Source organism: Paraflavitalea devenefica (assembly GCF_011759375.1).
Classification (GTDB): Bacteria; Bacteroidota; Bacteroidia; order Chitinophagales; family Chitinophagaceae; genus Paraflavitalea; species Paraflavitalea devenefica.
Genome location: NZ_JAARML010000005.1, coordinates 358,304 through 374,371 on the forward strand (window position 1 = coordinate 358,304; position 16,068 = coordinate 374,371).

At 46.8% G+C, this 16,068-nt stretch carries 14 protein-coding genes; 11 read left to right on the top strand and 3 right to left on the bottom strand.

Features of this window, described 5'->3' with window-relative positions:
• Window positions 1-47: 47 nt before the first annotated feature.
• From HB364_RS26245 to HB364_RS26275, 7 genes are all read left to right on the top strand, one after another.
• Window positions 48-221, top strand: a complete 174-nt coding sequence (locus HB364_RS26245) for a microviridin/marinostatin family tricyclic proteinase inhibitor (protein ID WP_167291390.1) — start codon at window positions 48-50, stop codon at window positions 219-221.
• A 78-nt stretch (window positions 222-299) separates the two neighbouring features.
• Window positions 300-1,256 carry an MvdC/MvdD family ATP grasp protein gene (locus HB364_RS26250; protein WP_167291391.1) on the top strand — a complete coding sequence of 319 codons (957 nt, stop codon included), beginning with the start codon at window positions 300-302 and terminating at the stop codon, window positions 1,254-1,256.
• Window positions 1,249-2,241 (top strand): MvdC/MvdD family ATP grasp protein, encoded by a 993-nt coding sequence (locus HB364_RS26255; protein WP_167291392.1) that lies wholly within the window; start codon window positions 1,249-1,251, stop codon window positions 2,239-2,241. Before HB364_RS26250 ends, HB364_RS26255 begins: the two co-directional genes overlap by 8 nt.
• Before the next feature lie 156 nt (window positions 2,242-2,397).
• Complete coding sequence (locus HB364_RS26260) at window positions 2,398-3,294, top strand: right-handed parallel beta-helix repeat-containing protein (protein ID WP_167291393.1); 897 nt, start codon at window positions 2,398-2,400, stop codon at window positions 3,292-3,294.
• A gap of 613 nt (window positions 3,295-3,907) precedes the next feature.
• Window positions 3,908-4,777, top strand: coding sequence for a hypothetical protein (locus tag HB364_RS26265; RefSeq protein WP_167291394.1), 870 nt, complete (start codon window positions 3,908-3,910; stop codon window positions 4,775-4,777).
• Window positions 4,778-5,162: 385 nt separating this feature from the next.
• Entirely contained in the window at window positions 5,163-7,460 is a 2,298-nt protein-coding gene (locus HB364_RS26270; RefSeq protein ID WP_167291395.1) for a glycosyl hydrolase family 95 catalytic domain-containing protein, read from the top strand.
• A gap of 99 nt (window positions 7,461-7,559) precedes the next feature.
• Window positions 7,560-8,096: an SRPBCC family protein gene (locus HB364_RS26275; RefSeq protein ID WP_167291396.1), complete on the top strand. Its 537-nt coding sequence runs from the start codon at window positions 7,560-7,562 to the stop codon at window positions 8,094-8,096.
• A 20-nt stretch (window positions 8,097-8,116) separates the two neighbouring features.
• Here the strand turns inward: HB364_RS26275 and HB364_RS26280 are convergent, their stop codons facing one another.
• Both HB364_RS26280 and HB364_RS26285 read right to left on the bottom strand, forming a co-directional pair.
• Window positions 8,117-8,863 (bottom strand): NIPSNAP family protein, encoded by a 747-nt coding sequence (locus HB364_RS26280; RefSeq protein ID WP_167291397.1) that lies wholly within the window; start codon window positions 8,861-8,863, stop codon window positions 8,117-8,119.
• A 29-nt stretch (window positions 8,864-8,892) separates the two neighbouring features.
• A complete protein-coding gene (locus HB364_RS26285) occupies window positions 8,893-9,447 on the bottom strand; it encodes a hypothetical protein (protein WP_167291398.1) in 555 nt (184 codons plus the stop codon).
• A 136-nt stretch (window positions 9,448-9,583) separates the two neighbouring features.
• Between HB364_RS26285 and leuC the strand changes: the two genes are divergently transcribed.
• From leuC to leuB, 4 genes are all read left to right on the top strand, one after another.
• A complete protein-coding gene (gene leuC / locus HB364_RS26290; RefSeq protein WP_167291399.1) occupies window positions 9,584-10,987 on the top strand; it encodes a 3-isopropylmalate dehydratase large subunit in 1,404 nt (467 codons plus the stop codon).
• 56 nt (window positions 10,988-11,043) lie between these two features.
• Window positions 11,044-11,640, top strand: a complete 597-nt coding sequence (gene leuD / locus HB364_RS26295) for a 3-isopropylmalate dehydratase small subunit (RefSeq protein WP_167291400.1) — start codon at window positions 11,044-11,046, stop codon at window positions 11,638-11,640.
• A gap of 44 nt (window positions 11,641-11,684) precedes the next feature.
• A complete protein-coding gene (locus tag HB364_RS26300) occupies window positions 11,685-13,178 on the top strand; it encodes an alpha-isopropylmalate synthase regulatory domain-containing protein (RefSeq protein ID WP_167291401.1) in 1,494 nt (497 codons plus the stop codon).
• Between the two features lie 84 nt (window positions 13,179-13,262).
• Window positions 13,263-14,336 carry a 3-isopropylmalate dehydrogenase gene (leuB, locus tag HB364_RS26305; protein ID WP_167291402.1) on the top strand — a complete coding sequence of 358 codons (1,074 nt, stop codon included), beginning with the start codon at window positions 13,263-13,265 and terminating at the stop codon, window positions 14,334-14,336.
• A gap of 113 nt (window positions 14,337-14,449) precedes the next feature.
• Here leuB and HB364_RS26310 read toward each other — a convergent pair whose 3' ends face one another.
• Window positions 14,450-16,063: a T9SS type A sorting domain-containing protein gene (locus HB364_RS26310; RefSeq protein ID WP_167291403.1), complete on the bottom strand. Its 1,614-nt coding sequence runs from the start codon at window positions 16,061-16,063 to the stop codon at window positions 14,450-14,452.
• Window positions 16,064-16,068 lie beyond the last annotated feature (5 nt).

Here is a 16,068-nt window from a genome sequence, read left to right on the forward strand (position 1 = left end):
TGCCGGTAGCCGGCTAAACATTACTTCATTATTTAAACTTTATGTTTATGAAACAGCAGGATGCGGGAAAACAACCTTTCTTTGCACAATTCCTCGAAGCGCAACAACGCACACAGGAAACCGCTGCACAGCCTTTTGTTGACAATGGTCCTTTTATTACCAAGCCATTGCTGGATATGGAGCACACGCTGAAGTATCCTTCTGATGGCGATGAAACATAGGCTTATAAATTACCCGATTTCATCTATCAAAACAAACAAGCAATAGCTCACCAGCTATTGCTTGTTTTTACTATTGCCATGGTCTTATGCATTACCCATTCCAATGACTTTTATACGATTGATCTTGTACAGCAGCACCTCGAAAAGATGGGCGTTCCTTCGTTCCGGTTAAATACGGATGAGTTTGCCACCGGGTATAAGTTCCGTTATACCATCCGGCAATATGAATTGCAGGGCAACGGACAAACCATTACCGATGCACAGATCAGCGCCGTATGGTACCGGAAACTGTGGAACATGAAGATCCCGGCCGACCTGGACCCGGCTTACCAGCCTGTTTTTACCAGGGAATACCAAACTTACCGGGACCTCTTTTTTAATGTCTTGCAACGCGTGCCCTGGATGAATCCCATGCACACCGATCATGCAGTATGTAATGATAAACTGCAGCAGTTGCGGATGGCCTATGCAGTGGGCTTGCCCGTACCTGCCAGCATTTTTACCAATGACCCGGCCGTCATCAGGGATTTCTTTACACACTGCAAAGGGGAAGTAGTGATGAAGCTGCATCATGCCTTATCCAAAAGCATGAAAGGGGATGGCCCCTTTTTCCCTACCACCCGGTTAACAGCGGAAGGACTTGAACACCTAAGCGGGCTGGCTTATTGCCCCATGATCTTCCAGGAGTATATTCCCAAAGCGTATGAGCTGCGCATCGCTTATGTGGATGGCGTATGCTTTGCCGGCAAGATACCTCATGAAGAAGCTGCTACACCCACCGACTGGCGTGCGGGTACCACCCTGCAATGGCAACCGTATGTATTGCCAGAACCTGTGCAGCAAAAGATCCATCAACTGATGAAGAACCTGGGCCTTGTTTTCGGCGCCCTTGATATGATCAGGCATACGAATGGGGACTACGTTTTCCTCGAAGTAAACCCACAGGGAGAGTGGGGGATGTTGCAAAAATACCTCGGCTATCCGATTGCAGAAACCATTGCTGAAAAACTGATAACACGAATAAAAAATGGCTAAACAAAAGATACTGATCGTTACACACAGTGCTGATAATACCAGCACCCAGATTGTTATTAACCATATTATTGAGGCGGATGGTGAAGCAATCCGTTTTGATGTAGACCGTTACCCGCTGGAAACCAGTCTTACTACTTCTTTTCAAAACAACCGCTGGCGGATCCTGCTGGATACCGGCAATACCGTGCACGACCTGGAGGATGTAACAGCCGTATGGTACCGCCGGAGCTTTAACCTGGGTAAAGGACTGCAAACGGTTATTGACCAGGAATACCTGCGGGCTACCGTGGAAGAAGTAAAGCGTACGCTGATGGGGATGCTGGAAGGATTGAATTGCTTTCATATGGCCCGCCATAGCGTGTACCGCCGGCTGGATAGCAAGGAAGAGCAATTGAAAGTTGCAGTAAGGAATGGCTTGCTGATCCCGGATACCTGCATCAGTAATAGTCCGGAGCAGGTACATGCATTCATACAGCAGCAGGAGAGAGGTGTCATAACCAAAATGCAAAGCTCCTTTGCCATTTACCGGGAAGCGGAAGAGCATGTCGTATTTACGAATGCGGTAACGGTGGATCACCTGCAGGAGCTGAATACGCTCCGGTATTGCCCGATGGTGTTTCAGCAGCAGGTAGAAAAAAAGCTGGAGTTACGGGTAACGATTGTGGGGCGGGCAATATTTGCTTTCAGTATTGATTCGCAAAAGGTAGCCAATGCACAGGTAGACTGGCGCAAAGAAGGGGTGAATATGGTGAATGACTGGCAGCCTTATACGTTGCCGGATGAGATACAAGCAAAACTATTATCCTTCATGGACGATTATGGCCTGAATTATGGGGCCATTGACCTGATACTGTCGCCGGATGACCAGTATTACTTCCTGGAAGTAAATGCCGCTGGTGAATTTTTCTGGCTCGACAGGTTGTGCAACCATGCCATTTCACGGCAGATAGCAGCAGTGTTGATGGGCACAGTTCCGCGCAGGTAGATGATCCTCGTTGTCGTTATGGAAGTAAGGCATACGCAATCGTTGCCGGCATCGATTGCGTAAATAAAGTGTGGAGGTGACAATTGTTCGTTTCGTTTATTTATTCAATTTAGTCTGGTCACAGTTATTCATCTCCTAACGATTAAATGCCTTATTATGAAAATCTATTTCAGCATGCTCATGCTGTGCATCCTTATTGCCGCTTGTCAAAAAGACAAAGTTGCCACTCCCGAAGAATTGCCTGTTGATGAAGCAACGCCCGAAGCGCCCCCGCCACCTGCTTCCTCCAATGCCCGCAGTGTAACCGTCACTACGGAAGCGGCTTTGAAAGCTGCCATATCAGCGGCGGTGCCCGGTGATATCATTACTATCAGCGGCACCATTAGACTCACCAGTACCTTGCAATTGCTCAAAAGCGGTACCTCCAGCTCCAAGATCAATTTTACCGGTGGCACGCTCGATTGTTCGGGCATTGCTTCCGGCTGGGGTGTTAAATGCAATGGCAGTTACTGGAACATCACCAATATGGTGATTAAAAATGCGCCCGATTGCGGCCTGGTATTCCAGACAGGTGGTTACAATTATGTGTACAATGTAACGACTTCGGGCAATCATGATTCGGGCCTGCAGATCTATAATGGCTCGCACCACAACAACATCAGCTATTGTAAGTCCAACGACAATTATGACAACCAGAATGGCGGGGAAAATGCGGATGGCTTTGCCTGCAAACTGTCTGCCGGCGCGGGCAATAAATTTGATCATTGCTCCGCCAATCATAACTCCGATGATGGGTGGGACCTCTATGGCCAACCCTCTACGGTGACCATCACCAATTGCACGGCTACCAATAACGGGTACGGAACCAATGGCGATGGCAATGGTTTCAAACTGGGCAGCGCCGGACAGAATGTGCCACACACCGTGACCAATTGTACTGCCAGTTATAATAAAGCCCATGGGTATGACGGCAACGGGAATACCGGCCACATCACCACTACAGGAAGCGGTGGCACCGGTAATGGCAGTTCGTTGTTTTACAGGATCTACTAGTAAATACTATTTGCCGGGAAGGCGGAGAGATGGTAAATATTCCCGCCTTCCCGGCAATGATCGCTTAATGCCTTTAACATGGAAAAGACGTAGAAATATTGAGCGGACATACCTATCGTAGCATATCAGAACAGCAATAACAAGCTTGTAGAAAATAGCATACGGCCGGTAACCTAGGTAGAAAAATTATTTGTTACAGGCTCACATCAAGCCGCTAAACGAAGTGGCCTGTTATATGCTTGCTGGATGCCTGCAAAATGCACTGTATACCCCTTTTGAATGGCTGAAACAAATGTTGCAACATATAGCTGACCATCCCACCACCAAGACACAATACCTGCTCCCACATCAATACAAAGTCTTAAATGTATCGAATGATTCTTGAAAATCATACACTTTGAATGATGACATTAAAAGGCTCAATTTGCCCTACAGGAACTTAGCATCGCTCGCCCGTAAACGCTTTATGTACTTTATGTCATCACTGAATATAAATAAACAATTTTAAATCAGTCATTTAAGCATTATTTTAAAATAATTATATATAAAGCTGCCTGGTTTGTGTACTTTGAATAAGTTGCGCCTGTATATTTGCCCTGTTAAAGTCAATATTATGCAGAATAATACTTCAGAAGCAACTAATCAGACACCCCCAACAATTAAAGCAGATACTCAAAGAAGGAGTGCATCATACCCTGCATTAACTCCGTTGGAAGCTTACAATTTTGCTTTGAAGGTAAATAATAAGTATTCTAATCAGGATGTGACTCGTAAAGAAATTGGTCATGCTCTTAATGTTCACGACCTCTCTATTTCCCGTGATGTAGCGGCAGCAGCAGCTTACGGCTTTTTCAATAAAACTCTAAATAAAGGAGAAAAAGAGTTTAAGTATCAAGTCACTGAACTGTTTTTAGATGTATTTCGATATGAAAATGAAAAGCAAAAAAAACTTGCCTTAATAACAGCATTCGGTAAACCCAAACTTTGGCAGGAGCTAATATCAAAATTTGACGGAGCTACAATTCCTGAGGAATTGTATAACACCTTAGTAAAACATCACAGCATCACAGATGCCGCTTCGAAAGAAGTTGCCGATATTTTTATCCGATCTGGGAAAGAAGTCGGTGTAATAAATGAAAACAGGGTTTTGAATTACAAAGTATCGCTTAATGCTATTGCCAAAACGCAATATGCTGAAATTATAGATGAAACTCCTAACGGCAATAATGGAACACCAAATTCATTACCTCCTGCTAGGGTGGAAAGTAACGACTACATTGTCCCAAATGCGGATATTAAAGTTCCAATCCACTTGACCAAAAATAAAATGGCATACATGGTGTATCCGGCCGATATAAATAATAAAGATATTAGACTATTGGACCATGCAATTAAAGGTATATTGCTAAGGTTAGAACTCGAAAAAGAAGAAGGGACTGATGTCCCCCCTTCTAATACTGATGGTAATGTTGATAGTAAATAGATGCTATCGTCCACATTAGAGATTTAGCAGGTCTTCTTAGCTCATTACTGAGAAGAAATACGCTAAAATATTATCCGCCGTGACAGCAACAACCCACTTAGCAGAGTGGCCGCCCCGTTTCTACGGGGCTTTGTTGTTTTCAAAGATAGCCAAACTCCGACAGACTTCACAATTGATTTGTTTGTGGGCTCGCGCACCCTTGTCTACCTATTATACAGTTACTCTAATATTATTATGAATCAATTTATTGAGATTGATTTGTTTTCCTGGGTTCAGTCTACTTTTTGACAAAATTGCTTACAGGATGGCAAATGCCAGGCCGGCAGGAAAAGGTAAATTACATTTACTTGCGTTGACCAGTTATGTCAATGCTTAAATGTACAGTATGAACCTGCCTGCCATTGTAAGGACCACCTGCTTGTTACTATCCCTGTTTATCACTTTACGCCTGTCTGCCCAGGAAATATATGCCGGGCGTTACAATGCAAAGTTTACTGCGCCGCCACGCCTGGTGCCCACCGCTAAAGTGCCCGATGCACCACTGGCCGGTAATGGAGACATCGGACTTACGCTGGGCGGCACGCCCGATCAATTAACTTTTTACCTGGGCAAAAATGATTTCTGGCGGGCCTGGCCTGTATATCCTGGTGGCGGGATTGCATTGCCCGGCGGACTGAATATCGGCATTGATGCCTTGAAAGGCGCTTCCTGGTATGCGGAGCAGGTAATGGACAAAGCCATGATTGCAGGCACTTTTGTCAAAGGCGATACCACGGTAACCCTCAATGCCTGGGTGGCTGCTACCCGTAATACAGTGATCGTTGAATTCACCGCCAATCAATCCTGCCGCTTACAAGGGAAGTTATGGACTGCCGAAGGGAATGCGTCTGTGAACAGTGTAGGTTTATCCCGGGGCGTGCATTGGGTAACCCGCTCTTTTAAGGATACCACCTTACAGGAATGGCCCTGTCAGGTAGCCATCGCCATGAGGACAATGGGAGGTGTGATTGATCAGGACAATAGTGTAGCGCTGTTGCCCGGCCAAAAAGTAACCATTGCATTAACACTGTATACCAACTTCGATCATCCGCAATGGAAGGAGCAGGCCATTCGGGCAGCGACATTAACCCCGCATACCATTGAACAAATGCGGAAGGAGCATATCAACTGGTGGCGTGAATTCTGGTCGCGGTCATCCATCCGGATTGGCGATCCTTACCTGGAACAATATTATTTCGCTTCGCAATACCTGTTTGCCTGCTCATCGAGAGGCAACAAGTTTGCGCCCGGTATCTGGGGTCCTTTTATTACCAAGGATTCTGCTGCCTGGGGTGGCGATTATCACCTGAATTACAATTACCAGGCGCCTTACTGGGCGGCTTATTCTTCCAACTATATTGATCTGACGGATAATTATGACCAGCCATTGCTGGATTATATGGAAAAGGGAAAAGCACATGCCCGTGACTTATTGAACATGCGGGGTATCTATTACCCGGTAGGCATTGGTCCCCGGGCGCTGGTTACCACCCGCTGGCCATTAACGCCGGAAGAAATGGAAAAGCGTTATGGTACACGGGAGAACACCATTGATGGCGGATATAAATTCCTGGGCCAAAAGATCAATGCAGTGTTTGGCGTAGGCAATATGCTGATGCGGTTTTACAGCACGTATGATCAGCCATACGCATTGCGGGTATATCCTTATTTAGTAGAATGCGCTAATTTCTGGGAAGACTACCTCAAGTTTGAGAATGGCCGCTATGTGATCTATATGGACCACTTTAATGAAATAATGCCCCGGCTGGGTACCACCGGCGACTGGCGTAGCCGGCTGGGCGATTTTAATTCAACGTTGTCGCTGGGCCTGGTGAAAATGTTATTTAAAGGGGTGATTGATATGAGTGATTACCTGGGAAAAGACAAGGCCAGGCGGGAGAAGTGGTTGCATATATTCACTCACCTTAGTAAGTTCCCGGTGGCAGACATAGACGGAAGACCCAGCTTGCAAAGCGTGGAGAAAAGGCCCTGGGGCGCTGAGCGGCCTGCGGGACTGAACAGGGTTTCCATACATGGTTTGATCCTGCCTGCAGGCGTGGCTGGTCCGGTAACCGACTCAGCCTTTAACAAGATATTACTGGGTGATGTATCGCACTGGAAAGACAGGATGAAAAGCGCCGGTGAATGGGGCAATACCCTAAACAATGGTATAGAGACTTGTTTTCCCGGCGCTGTACGGGTGGGTTATAATCCCGATGAGATACTGAATAATTTAAAAGCACGCATTGCCTTGCAGTCATTGCCCAACTTATGGATCACGCAAGGAGGAGGAGGTATTGAAACCCTGGCGGCAGTGCCGCTTACCATTCATGAAATGCTGCTGCAAAGTTATGAGGGCGTGATCCGCCTCTTCCCTAACTGGAACCCTGCAAAAGATGCACAGTTTGACCAGCTAAGAGCTTATGGCGCTTTCGTTGTAAGCAGCCGGTTGCAAAAGGGGCAGGTAGAATATGTAAAGTTATTCAGCGAGAAAGGCCGCCCCTGTGTACTGGTTAATCCCTGGCCCGGGAAAGCCATACAGCTTATACGGAATGGTAAAAAAGGAGAGACACTCAAAGGAGAGACCATACGTTTTCCTACGCAAGCAAATGAAACCATTCAAGTCGCAATTACCCCGCTATAAAGCCGTATTAGGCCCTTCTGCAATCTGAATACTCCTGCTAACTTGCAATAGGTTTTAGATAGCCTGTTACCCTTACATTTTAACCTAAAAACATCAGTTATGAAAAAGTTCTTCAAGATTGTAGGCATTGTCATTTTAGTATTGATTGTAGTGGTGCTGGTGGCTGGTTTAATTGCTCCTAAAAAATATCACCTTGAACGGGAGATATCTATCAATGCGCCGCGGGAAAAAATATGGCCACAGGTGAGTTCGCTGCCCAATACCCATAAATGGAATCCCTGGAGTGAGCAGGACCCGAATATCAAAGTAAGCTTTGAAGGCCAGGAAGGAACCGTAGGATCAGTATATAAATGGGAAAGTAAAGAAGTGGGCACCGGCAATCAAACCATCACCAGGCTGGACCAACCTGGCAGGGTAGAATCCCATATTCATTTTATTAAACCTTTTAAAGGGGAAGCAGATGTATTTATTGACCTGCAGGAAACAGGCAACGCCACTAAAGTAACCTGGGGATTCAATACAGAATATGCTTACCCGATGAATGCCATGTTATTGGTCATGAACATGGACAAAATGATGGGGGATGCATACGATAAAGGTCTGGCCAACCTCAAGCGCATCAGCGAATCGAATTAATAAGCAGGTAACCCTGGCAATTACCGTATAGCAGAGAAAGTGAGCGGCTTCGTGATAATGGACTCTATTTTCTCTACGATCTTGCCGTCTTTTTCCGAAGCATCGCGGGCGGCAATCCATGCGGGATCGGCACGGAAGGCATCAAAAGACTTCTTTCCGGCTTCTTCACTGCGGTGCGCCAGTATATACACCAGCTTAGGTTGGGTACTGTCTTTTTCCACCGTCGTCCAGTAAGCAACATTCGTCATGCCATGCTTTTCAAACAGCTTTAGGGTATGGTCCTTAAAGCGGGTGAGCAGGGTGGGCAGTTTACCGGGCAGGCAGGTATAAGTCCTGAGTTCAAACGTACGGTCGGCGCCTTGCCGCGAGGCTTTGATGATGGGCGAGATGGCAGCAGCCGTCATAAAAACGGAAGTTATTTTGGTCAGGATCTTGCCATTCTCTTCCGACTTAGCCGCCACCTGTTTCCATTCCGGGTCGGCGCCAAAGGCTTTCCAGGATGCGTCGCGGGCTTCCTTGCTGGGATAAGCCAGCACATAATACAGTGCGCTGTCGGCATTATTCACCGGCAACCAATAACCAATATTGGTCATGCCATGCTTTTCAAAAATGCGGGTGGTATGGTTGGTAAAGCGTTCTATCAGATTGTTTAGTTTGCCGGGATGGCAGTAATAGATGCGCAGCTCAAAGTACCGGGTATCTGTTTGTTGGGCAAAGGATGCCGGGCTCAGCAAAACAAATAAGGCAATGCAATAGAGTAATTTCATGTATACAGTGATTAAGGAGCAAAAGGTAATTAATCTCCCAGATATACCGGAATACCCCAAAGGCTTGCATAAGGTAAGTGGGGCATACTAAGGTCCATTTCCGGGAAGTCGAACAAAGTAACGGCCCAGTAATAGGGGATGACAAACTGGTCGGAAAAAAGCAGCTCAATATAGATCATACCTTCTCCATATGGCCCCTCTCCATTCTCAAAAAGCGCCATATTGCCCGTAGCTGCAGCCTGGGTAAGCACTGCTTGTATCTTCTGTTGTTTTGTTAGGGATGCAAACCCATACGGATTAGCTTCATATACCGCCGCAACCAGTGCATTATAAGGTGCTATGGTTTGTTTTACCTGGTTAATTCGTTCCGGTGCACTTTCTTCGGAAAAAATAAAGTACTCCATAAATTCGCTGAAAGTATTCAGGTCCAGCAGCGGCTCACCTCCGGCAGTATCAATGGGATCAATGATGGTGTCGCTCAGGGTTTGGATGTCATTCATTCCGGGGTCCTGGTATACAATGTTTACCTTTGCTTTACTGCAGGCTGCGGCCAGCAACAGGAAGGAGAAGAGGGCTTTTTTCATGCGATAAGGTTTTGGGCAGGAACAAAATACAACATTTTGCCCTTAAAACAGCCATATGTTGTAAAAAATGCATGCAAAAAGCTGATTATCCGAATATATTTTAAGAAATTTGCACTTCCGTTTTAAATTCTAAAAAATGAGTAAGCAAGCTGCTACGTTATTCGACAAAGTATGGGATTCCCATGTGGTCAGGAAAATTGAAGATGGCCCTGATGTGTTCTTTATTGACCGCCATTTTATTCATGAAGTGACAAGTCCGGTAGCCTTCCTGGGACTGGAAAGCCGCGGTCTGAAGGTCATATTCCCCGAAAAAACATTTGCGACAGCCGATCATAATACACCCACTATCAACCAGCACCTGCCAGTGCAGGACCCGCTTTCTGCCAACCAGCTTAAAGCATTGGAAACCAACTCATCCAAATATGGTATCTCCCATTGGGGATTGGGTAATCCCAAGAATGGTATTGTACACGTGGTAGGTCCGGAGAATGGCATTACCCTGCCGGGTATGACCATCGTGTGTGGCGACTCTCATACCTCAACCCATGGAGCCTTTGGCGCCATTGCTTTCGGTATCGGTACCTCAGAAGTGGAAATGGTGCTTTCTTCCCAGTGCATCATGCAGCCCAAACCAAAGAAAATGCGCATTAAGGTGAACGGCAAGCTGGGTAAAGGCATCACCCCCAAAGATGTGGTGCTCTATATCATCTCGAAGCTTACCGCTGCCGGTGCTACCGGGTACTTTGTGGAATTTGCCGGCGAAGTGTTTGAGAACATGAGTATGGAAGGCCGTATGACGGTTTGTAATATGAGCATTGAAATGGGCGCCCGTGGCGGTATGATCGCCCCGGATGAAACCACTTTTGCGTATATCAAAGGCCGGGAAAAAGCGCCGCAGGGCGAAGCCTGGGATAAAGCGCTGGCGTACTGGAAAACATTGAAAACAGAAGAAGGTGCCGCCTTCGACCTGGAACACAATTTCGATGCAGCAGATATTGAACCCATGATCACGTATGGTACCAATCCCGGTATGGGCATTGGCATCACCCAGCATATTCCTACCGCACAGCAAATTGGCGGCAGCAAAGCGAGCTACGATAAGTCACTCGACTATATGGGCTTCCATGAAGACGAAGAAATGCTGGGCAAGAAAGTGGATTACGTGTTCATTGGCAGTTGCACCAACGGACGTATTGAAGACTTCCGTGCTTTTGCCTCTATTGTAAAAGGACGCAAGAAAGCCGAACATATCACCGCCTGGATAGTACCCGGCTCACATATCGTAGAGCAGCAGATCAAGGATGAAGGTATCCTGGACATACTCACCGAAGCAGGCTTCCAGTTGCGTCAGCCCGGTTGCTCAGCTTGCCTGGCCATGAACGATGACAAGATCCCTGCCGGCAAATATGCCGTCAGCACCAGCAACAGGAACTTTGAAGGAAGACAAGGACCCGGCGCCAGGACCTTACTGGCTAGTCCCCTGGTGGCCGCAGCTGCTGCAGTGACCGGTGTGGTGACTGACCCGAGGGAATTGATTTAGGCATTTAAAAAACAACATTCATCAACAGAGCTTGTAGCTCACAGCTTAAATACGACATGGCTTACGATAAATTCACGGTATTAAAGAGTTCAGCGGTTCCTATGCCCATTGAAAATGTGGACACCGACCAGATCATTCCCGCCCGCTTTTTAAAGGCTACCGAACGCAAAGGATTTGGTGATAACCTTTTTCGCGACTGGCGCTACAATAATGATAATTCACCCAAGAAGGACTTTGTTTTAAACAATACTATTTATTCCGGTAAGATACTGGTAGCCGGCCGCAACTTCGGCAGCGGCAGCAGCCGCGAACATGCTGCCTGGGCCATTTATGATTATGGCTTCCGCTGCGTGGTATCCAGCTTCTTTGCTGATATCTTTAAGAACAACTCTTTGAACATTGGCATCCTGCCGGTACAGGTAAGTCCTGCCTTTCTCGACAATATCTTTACCGCCATCGAGGCCGATCCCAATACACAACTGGAAGTGAACCTGCCCGAACAAACGATCACGATCCTGGCCACCGGCGAAAAGGAATCGTTTGACATCAATGGCTATAAGAAGCACAATATGATGAATGGTTATGATGATATTGATTACCTGCAGTCTTTGAAAACCGAAATTCAATCATTTGCTGCCAAAAGCATGTATTAAAGCCAGTAACGATTATGCCTTCTGCCCCGCGCTACATTGAAATAATGGATACAACGCTCCGTGATGGTGAACAGACCAGCGGCGTATCTTTCTCAGCTTCGGAAAAACTGACGATTGCCCAGCTTTTACTCACCGATGTAAAGGTCGACAGGATTGAGATCGCCTCCGCCCGGGTGTCGGAAGGAGAGTTTGCTGCCGTAAAGGCCATCACCAAATGGGCCAAAGCAAACGGGTTGCTCCATAAGGTAGAAGTGCTCACTTTTGTAGATGGTGATGTCTCCGTACAATGGATGCAGAAAGCCGGCGCCAAAGTGATGAACCTGCTTACCAAGGGCTCCCTCAATCACCTGACCCACCAGTTGAAGAAAAAGCCCGAACAACATTTTGCTGAAGTAGCAGCCGTGATAGCGCTGGCCAAAAAGAAAGGACTGGAATGCAACGTGTATCTCGAAGACTGGAGTAATGGTATGCGCCATTCGAGGGATTACGTGTTTCAATACCTTGACTTCTTACAGCACCAGCCGGTAAAAAGGATCATGCTGCCCGATACATTGGGTGTGCTCATTCCTTCTGAAGTGTACGAATACATATCAGCCATCGTACAGCGGTATCCCGGTATCCATTTTGATTTTCATGCGCACAATGATTATGACCTGGGTACGGCCAATGTGCTGGAGGGGGTAAAAGCCGGCGCGCATGGCATTCACCTTACCATCAATGGCATGGGAGAGCGGGCCGGCAATGCGCCATTGGCCAGTGCGGTAGCTGTACTGAATGATTTCATGCCGGATGTTAAAACAGCCGTAACAGAAAAGTCTTTATACACCGTCAGCAAGCTGGTAGAGTCCTTCTCCGGTTTCCGTATACCGGTCAACAAACCGGTAGTAGGGGAGAATGTATTCACCCAAACAGCCGGTATTCATGCGGATGGCGATAAGAAGAATAAATTGTATTTCAGTGATCTCATGCCCGAGCGTTTTGGCCGTCAGCGCAAATATGCACTGGGCAAAACCAGCGGCAAGGCCAATATTGAGAACAACCTGCAACAGCTTGGCCTGCACTTGTCGGAACCTGACCTGAAGAAAGTAACCCAGCGTATTATTGAGCTGGGCGACCGGAAAGAGGTAGTTACACAGGCCGACCTGCCCTATATCATCGCCGATGTGTTGAACAGCAATACTATTGAAGAGAAAGTGGTCATCGAAAATTATGTACTCACGCACTCCAAAAATCTCAATCCTTCTGTCACCATAAAGATCTCCATTGAAGGGGAATTGTATGAAGAGCATGCCCAGGGCGATGGCCAGTATGATGCCTTCATGAATGCACTGAAAAAAGTGTATAAACAAAGGAAGCAGGACCTGCCTGTATTAACCGATTACGCCGTGCGCATTCCACCAGGCGGTAAAAGTGACGCCTTGTGCGAAACAATCATCACCTGGAGCTACAACAACAAGGAATTCATCACGCGCGGACTGGATAGTGACCAAACGGTTTCAGCGATCAAGGCCACTCAAAAGATGTTAAACCTGATATAGTATAGCTACCGGTCACTGGCATCTGGCGGTCGCTTGTTATATTTGCAGCCTCAACAGAAATCTTTCAAATCATAATAATCCATAATGGCTACGAAGCATATCTTAATTGTTCCCGGAGACGGAATAGGACAGGAAGTAACAGCAGTTGGTAAAAAAGTATTGGATAAAATTGCTGCGAAATTCGGACACAGTTTTACTTATGACGAAGCATTGATCGGACATGTGGCCATCGAGGCAACAGGCAATCCTTTACCGGATGAGTCACTGGAAAAAATGAGGAAATCAGATGCCGTGTTGTTTGGCGCGGTAGGCCATCCGAAATATGACAATGATCCTTCTGCCAAAGTAAGGCCGGAACAGGGATTGCTGAAAATGCGCAAGGAACTGGGCCTGTATGCCAACCTGCGCCCCATCAAGTTATTTGATGAGCTGCTTGGCGCCTCCAGCATCAAACCAGAGATCTTAAAAGGAGCAGATATCCTGTTCTTCCGTGAGCTGACCGGTGATATTTACTTTGGTGAAAAAGGAAGAAAGAACAACGGGGATACCGCTTTTGATGTGGCCGAATACAGCCGTTATGAAGTAGAACGCATTGCCCGCAAAGCATTTGAGGCAGCACGCACAAGAAGAAAGAAGTTATGCTCTGTAGATAAAGCCAACGTCATTGAAACCTCCCGCCTGTGGAGAGAAGTAATACAGAAAATAGCACCGGAGTATCCTGATGTAGAAGTAGAACACCAGTTTGTAGATGCCACAGCTATGTTGCTGATCAAAGATCCACGCCGCTTTGACGTAGTGGTTACCGCCAACCTCTTTGGCGATATCCTCACGGATGAGGCATCACAAATAGCAGGCTCCATGGGCATGCTGGCCTCCGCTTCGATAGGCGATGGTACAGGTGTATATGAGCCGATTCACGGTTCGGCCCATGATATTACCGGTAAAGGAGTGGCCAATCCGCTGGCTTCTATTTTATCGGCCGCCTTATTGCTGGACATTTCCTTTGGCATGAAAGCTGAATCGGAAGCCGTTATTAATGCTGTAGACAAAGTGCTGAAAGCAGGTTTCCGCACCAGGGATATTGCCGATGCGCAAACACCTGCTGATAAAATACTGGGTACCGAAGCTATTGGCGCAGAAGTACTGAAGTTTATTTAATGTAATGACTGCTCCGACTTGTTTACGACAAGGGAATGGTCTTATGAAAAAAGATGGGGCACCCTGAGAGGCGCCCCATCTTTTTTTATCTATTCAACACTACCTACAACGCTTTATTTTCCTATCCACACTTTCAATTTAGCCGGTTCACTGCCTGGCTCCGTAATATGTATATAGTATAAGCCTGTTGGTAAACCACGGGTACTGATGGTAAACCGGGTAGCGGTGGAGCTCATAGTGGCTGCCTTCCGGAAGTTGCCATACATATCATAGACTTTTATGTCCACTGATCTTTTTTCAAACAGCTTCAGGCTTTTGCCAAGGCGGGGCTCCGCAGGCGGAGGCGGGCAGATCGGTTTCAGCACGGTGATATCCCCACCTCCCGGATTAACACTTACCGTATAGGTAGGCGCCTTCCTGACTTCTATAGGTCCGCCACCGGACGATGAACCAGCGTATACTGATTGCCCGCAAGGTCCATTATACTTTACTTCATAGTAAATGGTTTGTCCGGCGGAAATCGTCCATGTGTAACTGCTTCCGCTACCAATGTAGGAACCGTTCTGGTACCAGTTATAGTTATAGGGATGGGTACCTGGCAACAGGTAAACGGTTGCTGTAAACTGTGTAACGGGATTACAATAGCCGGTAGTAGTGGTGCTGCCAGAGGCCCAGATAGGCGGAATGCCAAACACGACTGTTTGTGAATAAGAAGTAGTGACCCCATCTTTTACAACCGTTGCCGTTAGTGTACCCACACCGGGATAAATGGTAGGTGTAACTGCGGCCAGCCTGCTGCCCTGGACAATAGTGGCCAGGTGTGCCGGAGAAACACTCCAGGTTACCTGGGCATCGCCCTTGAGGTTATTCAGGCGGTAGATCTTCCTGGCATTATCACATATGGAAGAAGGTCCGCTAACATAAGGTGTGGGGGGTGGAACGTAACAATCCGGCGTAATAGAAGGCGGAGTGAAAGTGGTAGGACAAGTAGAACAATTCACCGTTCTGATCAAGGTATAGTGTTTGCGGCAATCAATATCTACCGACACTATCCTGTAGTAGTTCCTATAATTCGGACTATTATCATAGAACTCGTAATTGTTGACGCTGTTATTCGCAGCGGCAATATGGCCTATCTTGTACCAGTTAGCGCCGTCGATACTTTTTTCCACTGTAAAATGATCTATATCCGATTCATCATAGGTGGTCCAGTTCAGCTTCACCCGTGAAGGACTGGAAAGCAAATTAACGGTGAATGCTCCAAAAGTGACGGGTACTACAATAAATACACACTCATCAAGATTGTTTTCGAAATAGTTAAGAATTACGAATGGATCCGGCTCAGCATCTCTCCTGATCAGGATACTTACCGGGCCGCTTTGTAATCCATTGTTTGGAGGAAGCCCTCCGCAGGGAGGGGCCGGAAAATTAAAGACAATACCCTGACCGCCGGTGGGCGCACTGGCAATCAGGTTACCCATGGTAGTGGTTCTTGTAATGTTGACCAATTCATCAACAATAACACAATTGGTATTGCCAACAATCAAGGTTACGCGGTAGTCCCCGTCTGTAAATACGTTATAAATATTCTGGCTCACCAACCCCACGAACTGGTCATTGTTATAAATACCCGTGGGGCAATAAGCAGACTGGGCCTGGGTACCAGGCGGTTTGAGCAGCATCAGCAGGAGCATTAAGGGAATGCTCCTTAGCAGAAATTTATTCATGGTAT

What these genes read in the sequence shown, in the direction of transcription:
- leuD (WP_167291400.1), top strand. Translation starts at nt 11,044, where the DNA reads ATGGCTTACGATAAATTCACGGTATTAAAGAGTTCAGCGGTTCCTATG.
- HB364_RS26270 (WP_167291395.1), top strand. Translation starts at nt 5,163, where the DNA reads ATGAACCTGCCTGCCATTGTAAGGACCACCTGCTTGTTACTATCCCTG.
- HB364_RS26245 (WP_167291390.1), top strand. Translation starts at nt 48, where the DNA reads ATGAAACAGCAGGATGCGGGAAAACAACCTTTCTTTGCACAATTCCTC.
- HB364_RS26300 (WP_167291401.1), top strand. Translation starts at nt 11,685, where the DNA reads ATGGATACAACGCTCCGTGATGGTGAACAGACCAGCGGCGTATCTTTC.
- HB364_RS26265 (WP_167291394.1), top strand. Translation starts at nt 3,908, where the DNA reads ATGCAGAATAATACTTCAGAAGCAACTAATCAGACACCCCCAACAATT.
- HB364_RS26310 (WP_167291403.1), bottom strand. Translation starts at nt 16,063, where the DNA reads ATGAATAAATTTCTGCTAAGGAGCATTCCCTTAATGCTCCTGCTGATG.
- HB364_RS26280 (WP_167291397.1), bottom strand. Translation starts at nt 8,863, where the DNA reads ATGAAATTACTCTATTGCATTGCCTTATTTGTTTTGCTGAGCCCGGCA.
- HB364_RS26250 (WP_167291391.1), top strand. Translation starts at nt 300, where the DNA reads ATGGTCTTATGCATTACCCATTCCAATGACTTTTATACGATTGATCTT.
- leuB (WP_167291402.1), top strand. Translation starts at nt 13,263, where the DNA reads ATGGCTACGAAGCATATCTTAATTGTTCCCGGAGACGGAATAGGACAG.
- HB364_RS26285 (WP_167291398.1), bottom strand. Translation starts at nt 9,447, where the DNA reads ATGAAAAAAGCCCTCTTCTCCTTCCTGTTGCTGGCCGCAGCCTGCAGT.
- HB364_RS26260 (WP_167291393.1), top strand. Translation starts at nt 2,398, where the DNA reads ATGAAAATCTATTTCAGCATGCTCATGCTGTGCATCCTTATTGCCGCT.
- leuC (WP_167291399.1), top strand. Translation starts at nt 9,584, where the DNA reads ATGAGTAAGCAAGCTGCTACGTTATTCGACAAAGTATGGGATTCCCAT.
- HB364_RS26275 (WP_167291396.1), top strand. Translation starts at nt 7,560, where the DNA reads ATGAAAAAGTTCTTCAAGATTGTAGGCATTGTCATTTTAGTATTGATT.
- HB364_RS26255 (WP_167291392.1), top strand. Translation starts at nt 1,249, where the DNA reads ATGGCTAAACAAAAGATACTGATCGTTACACACAGTGCTGATAATACC.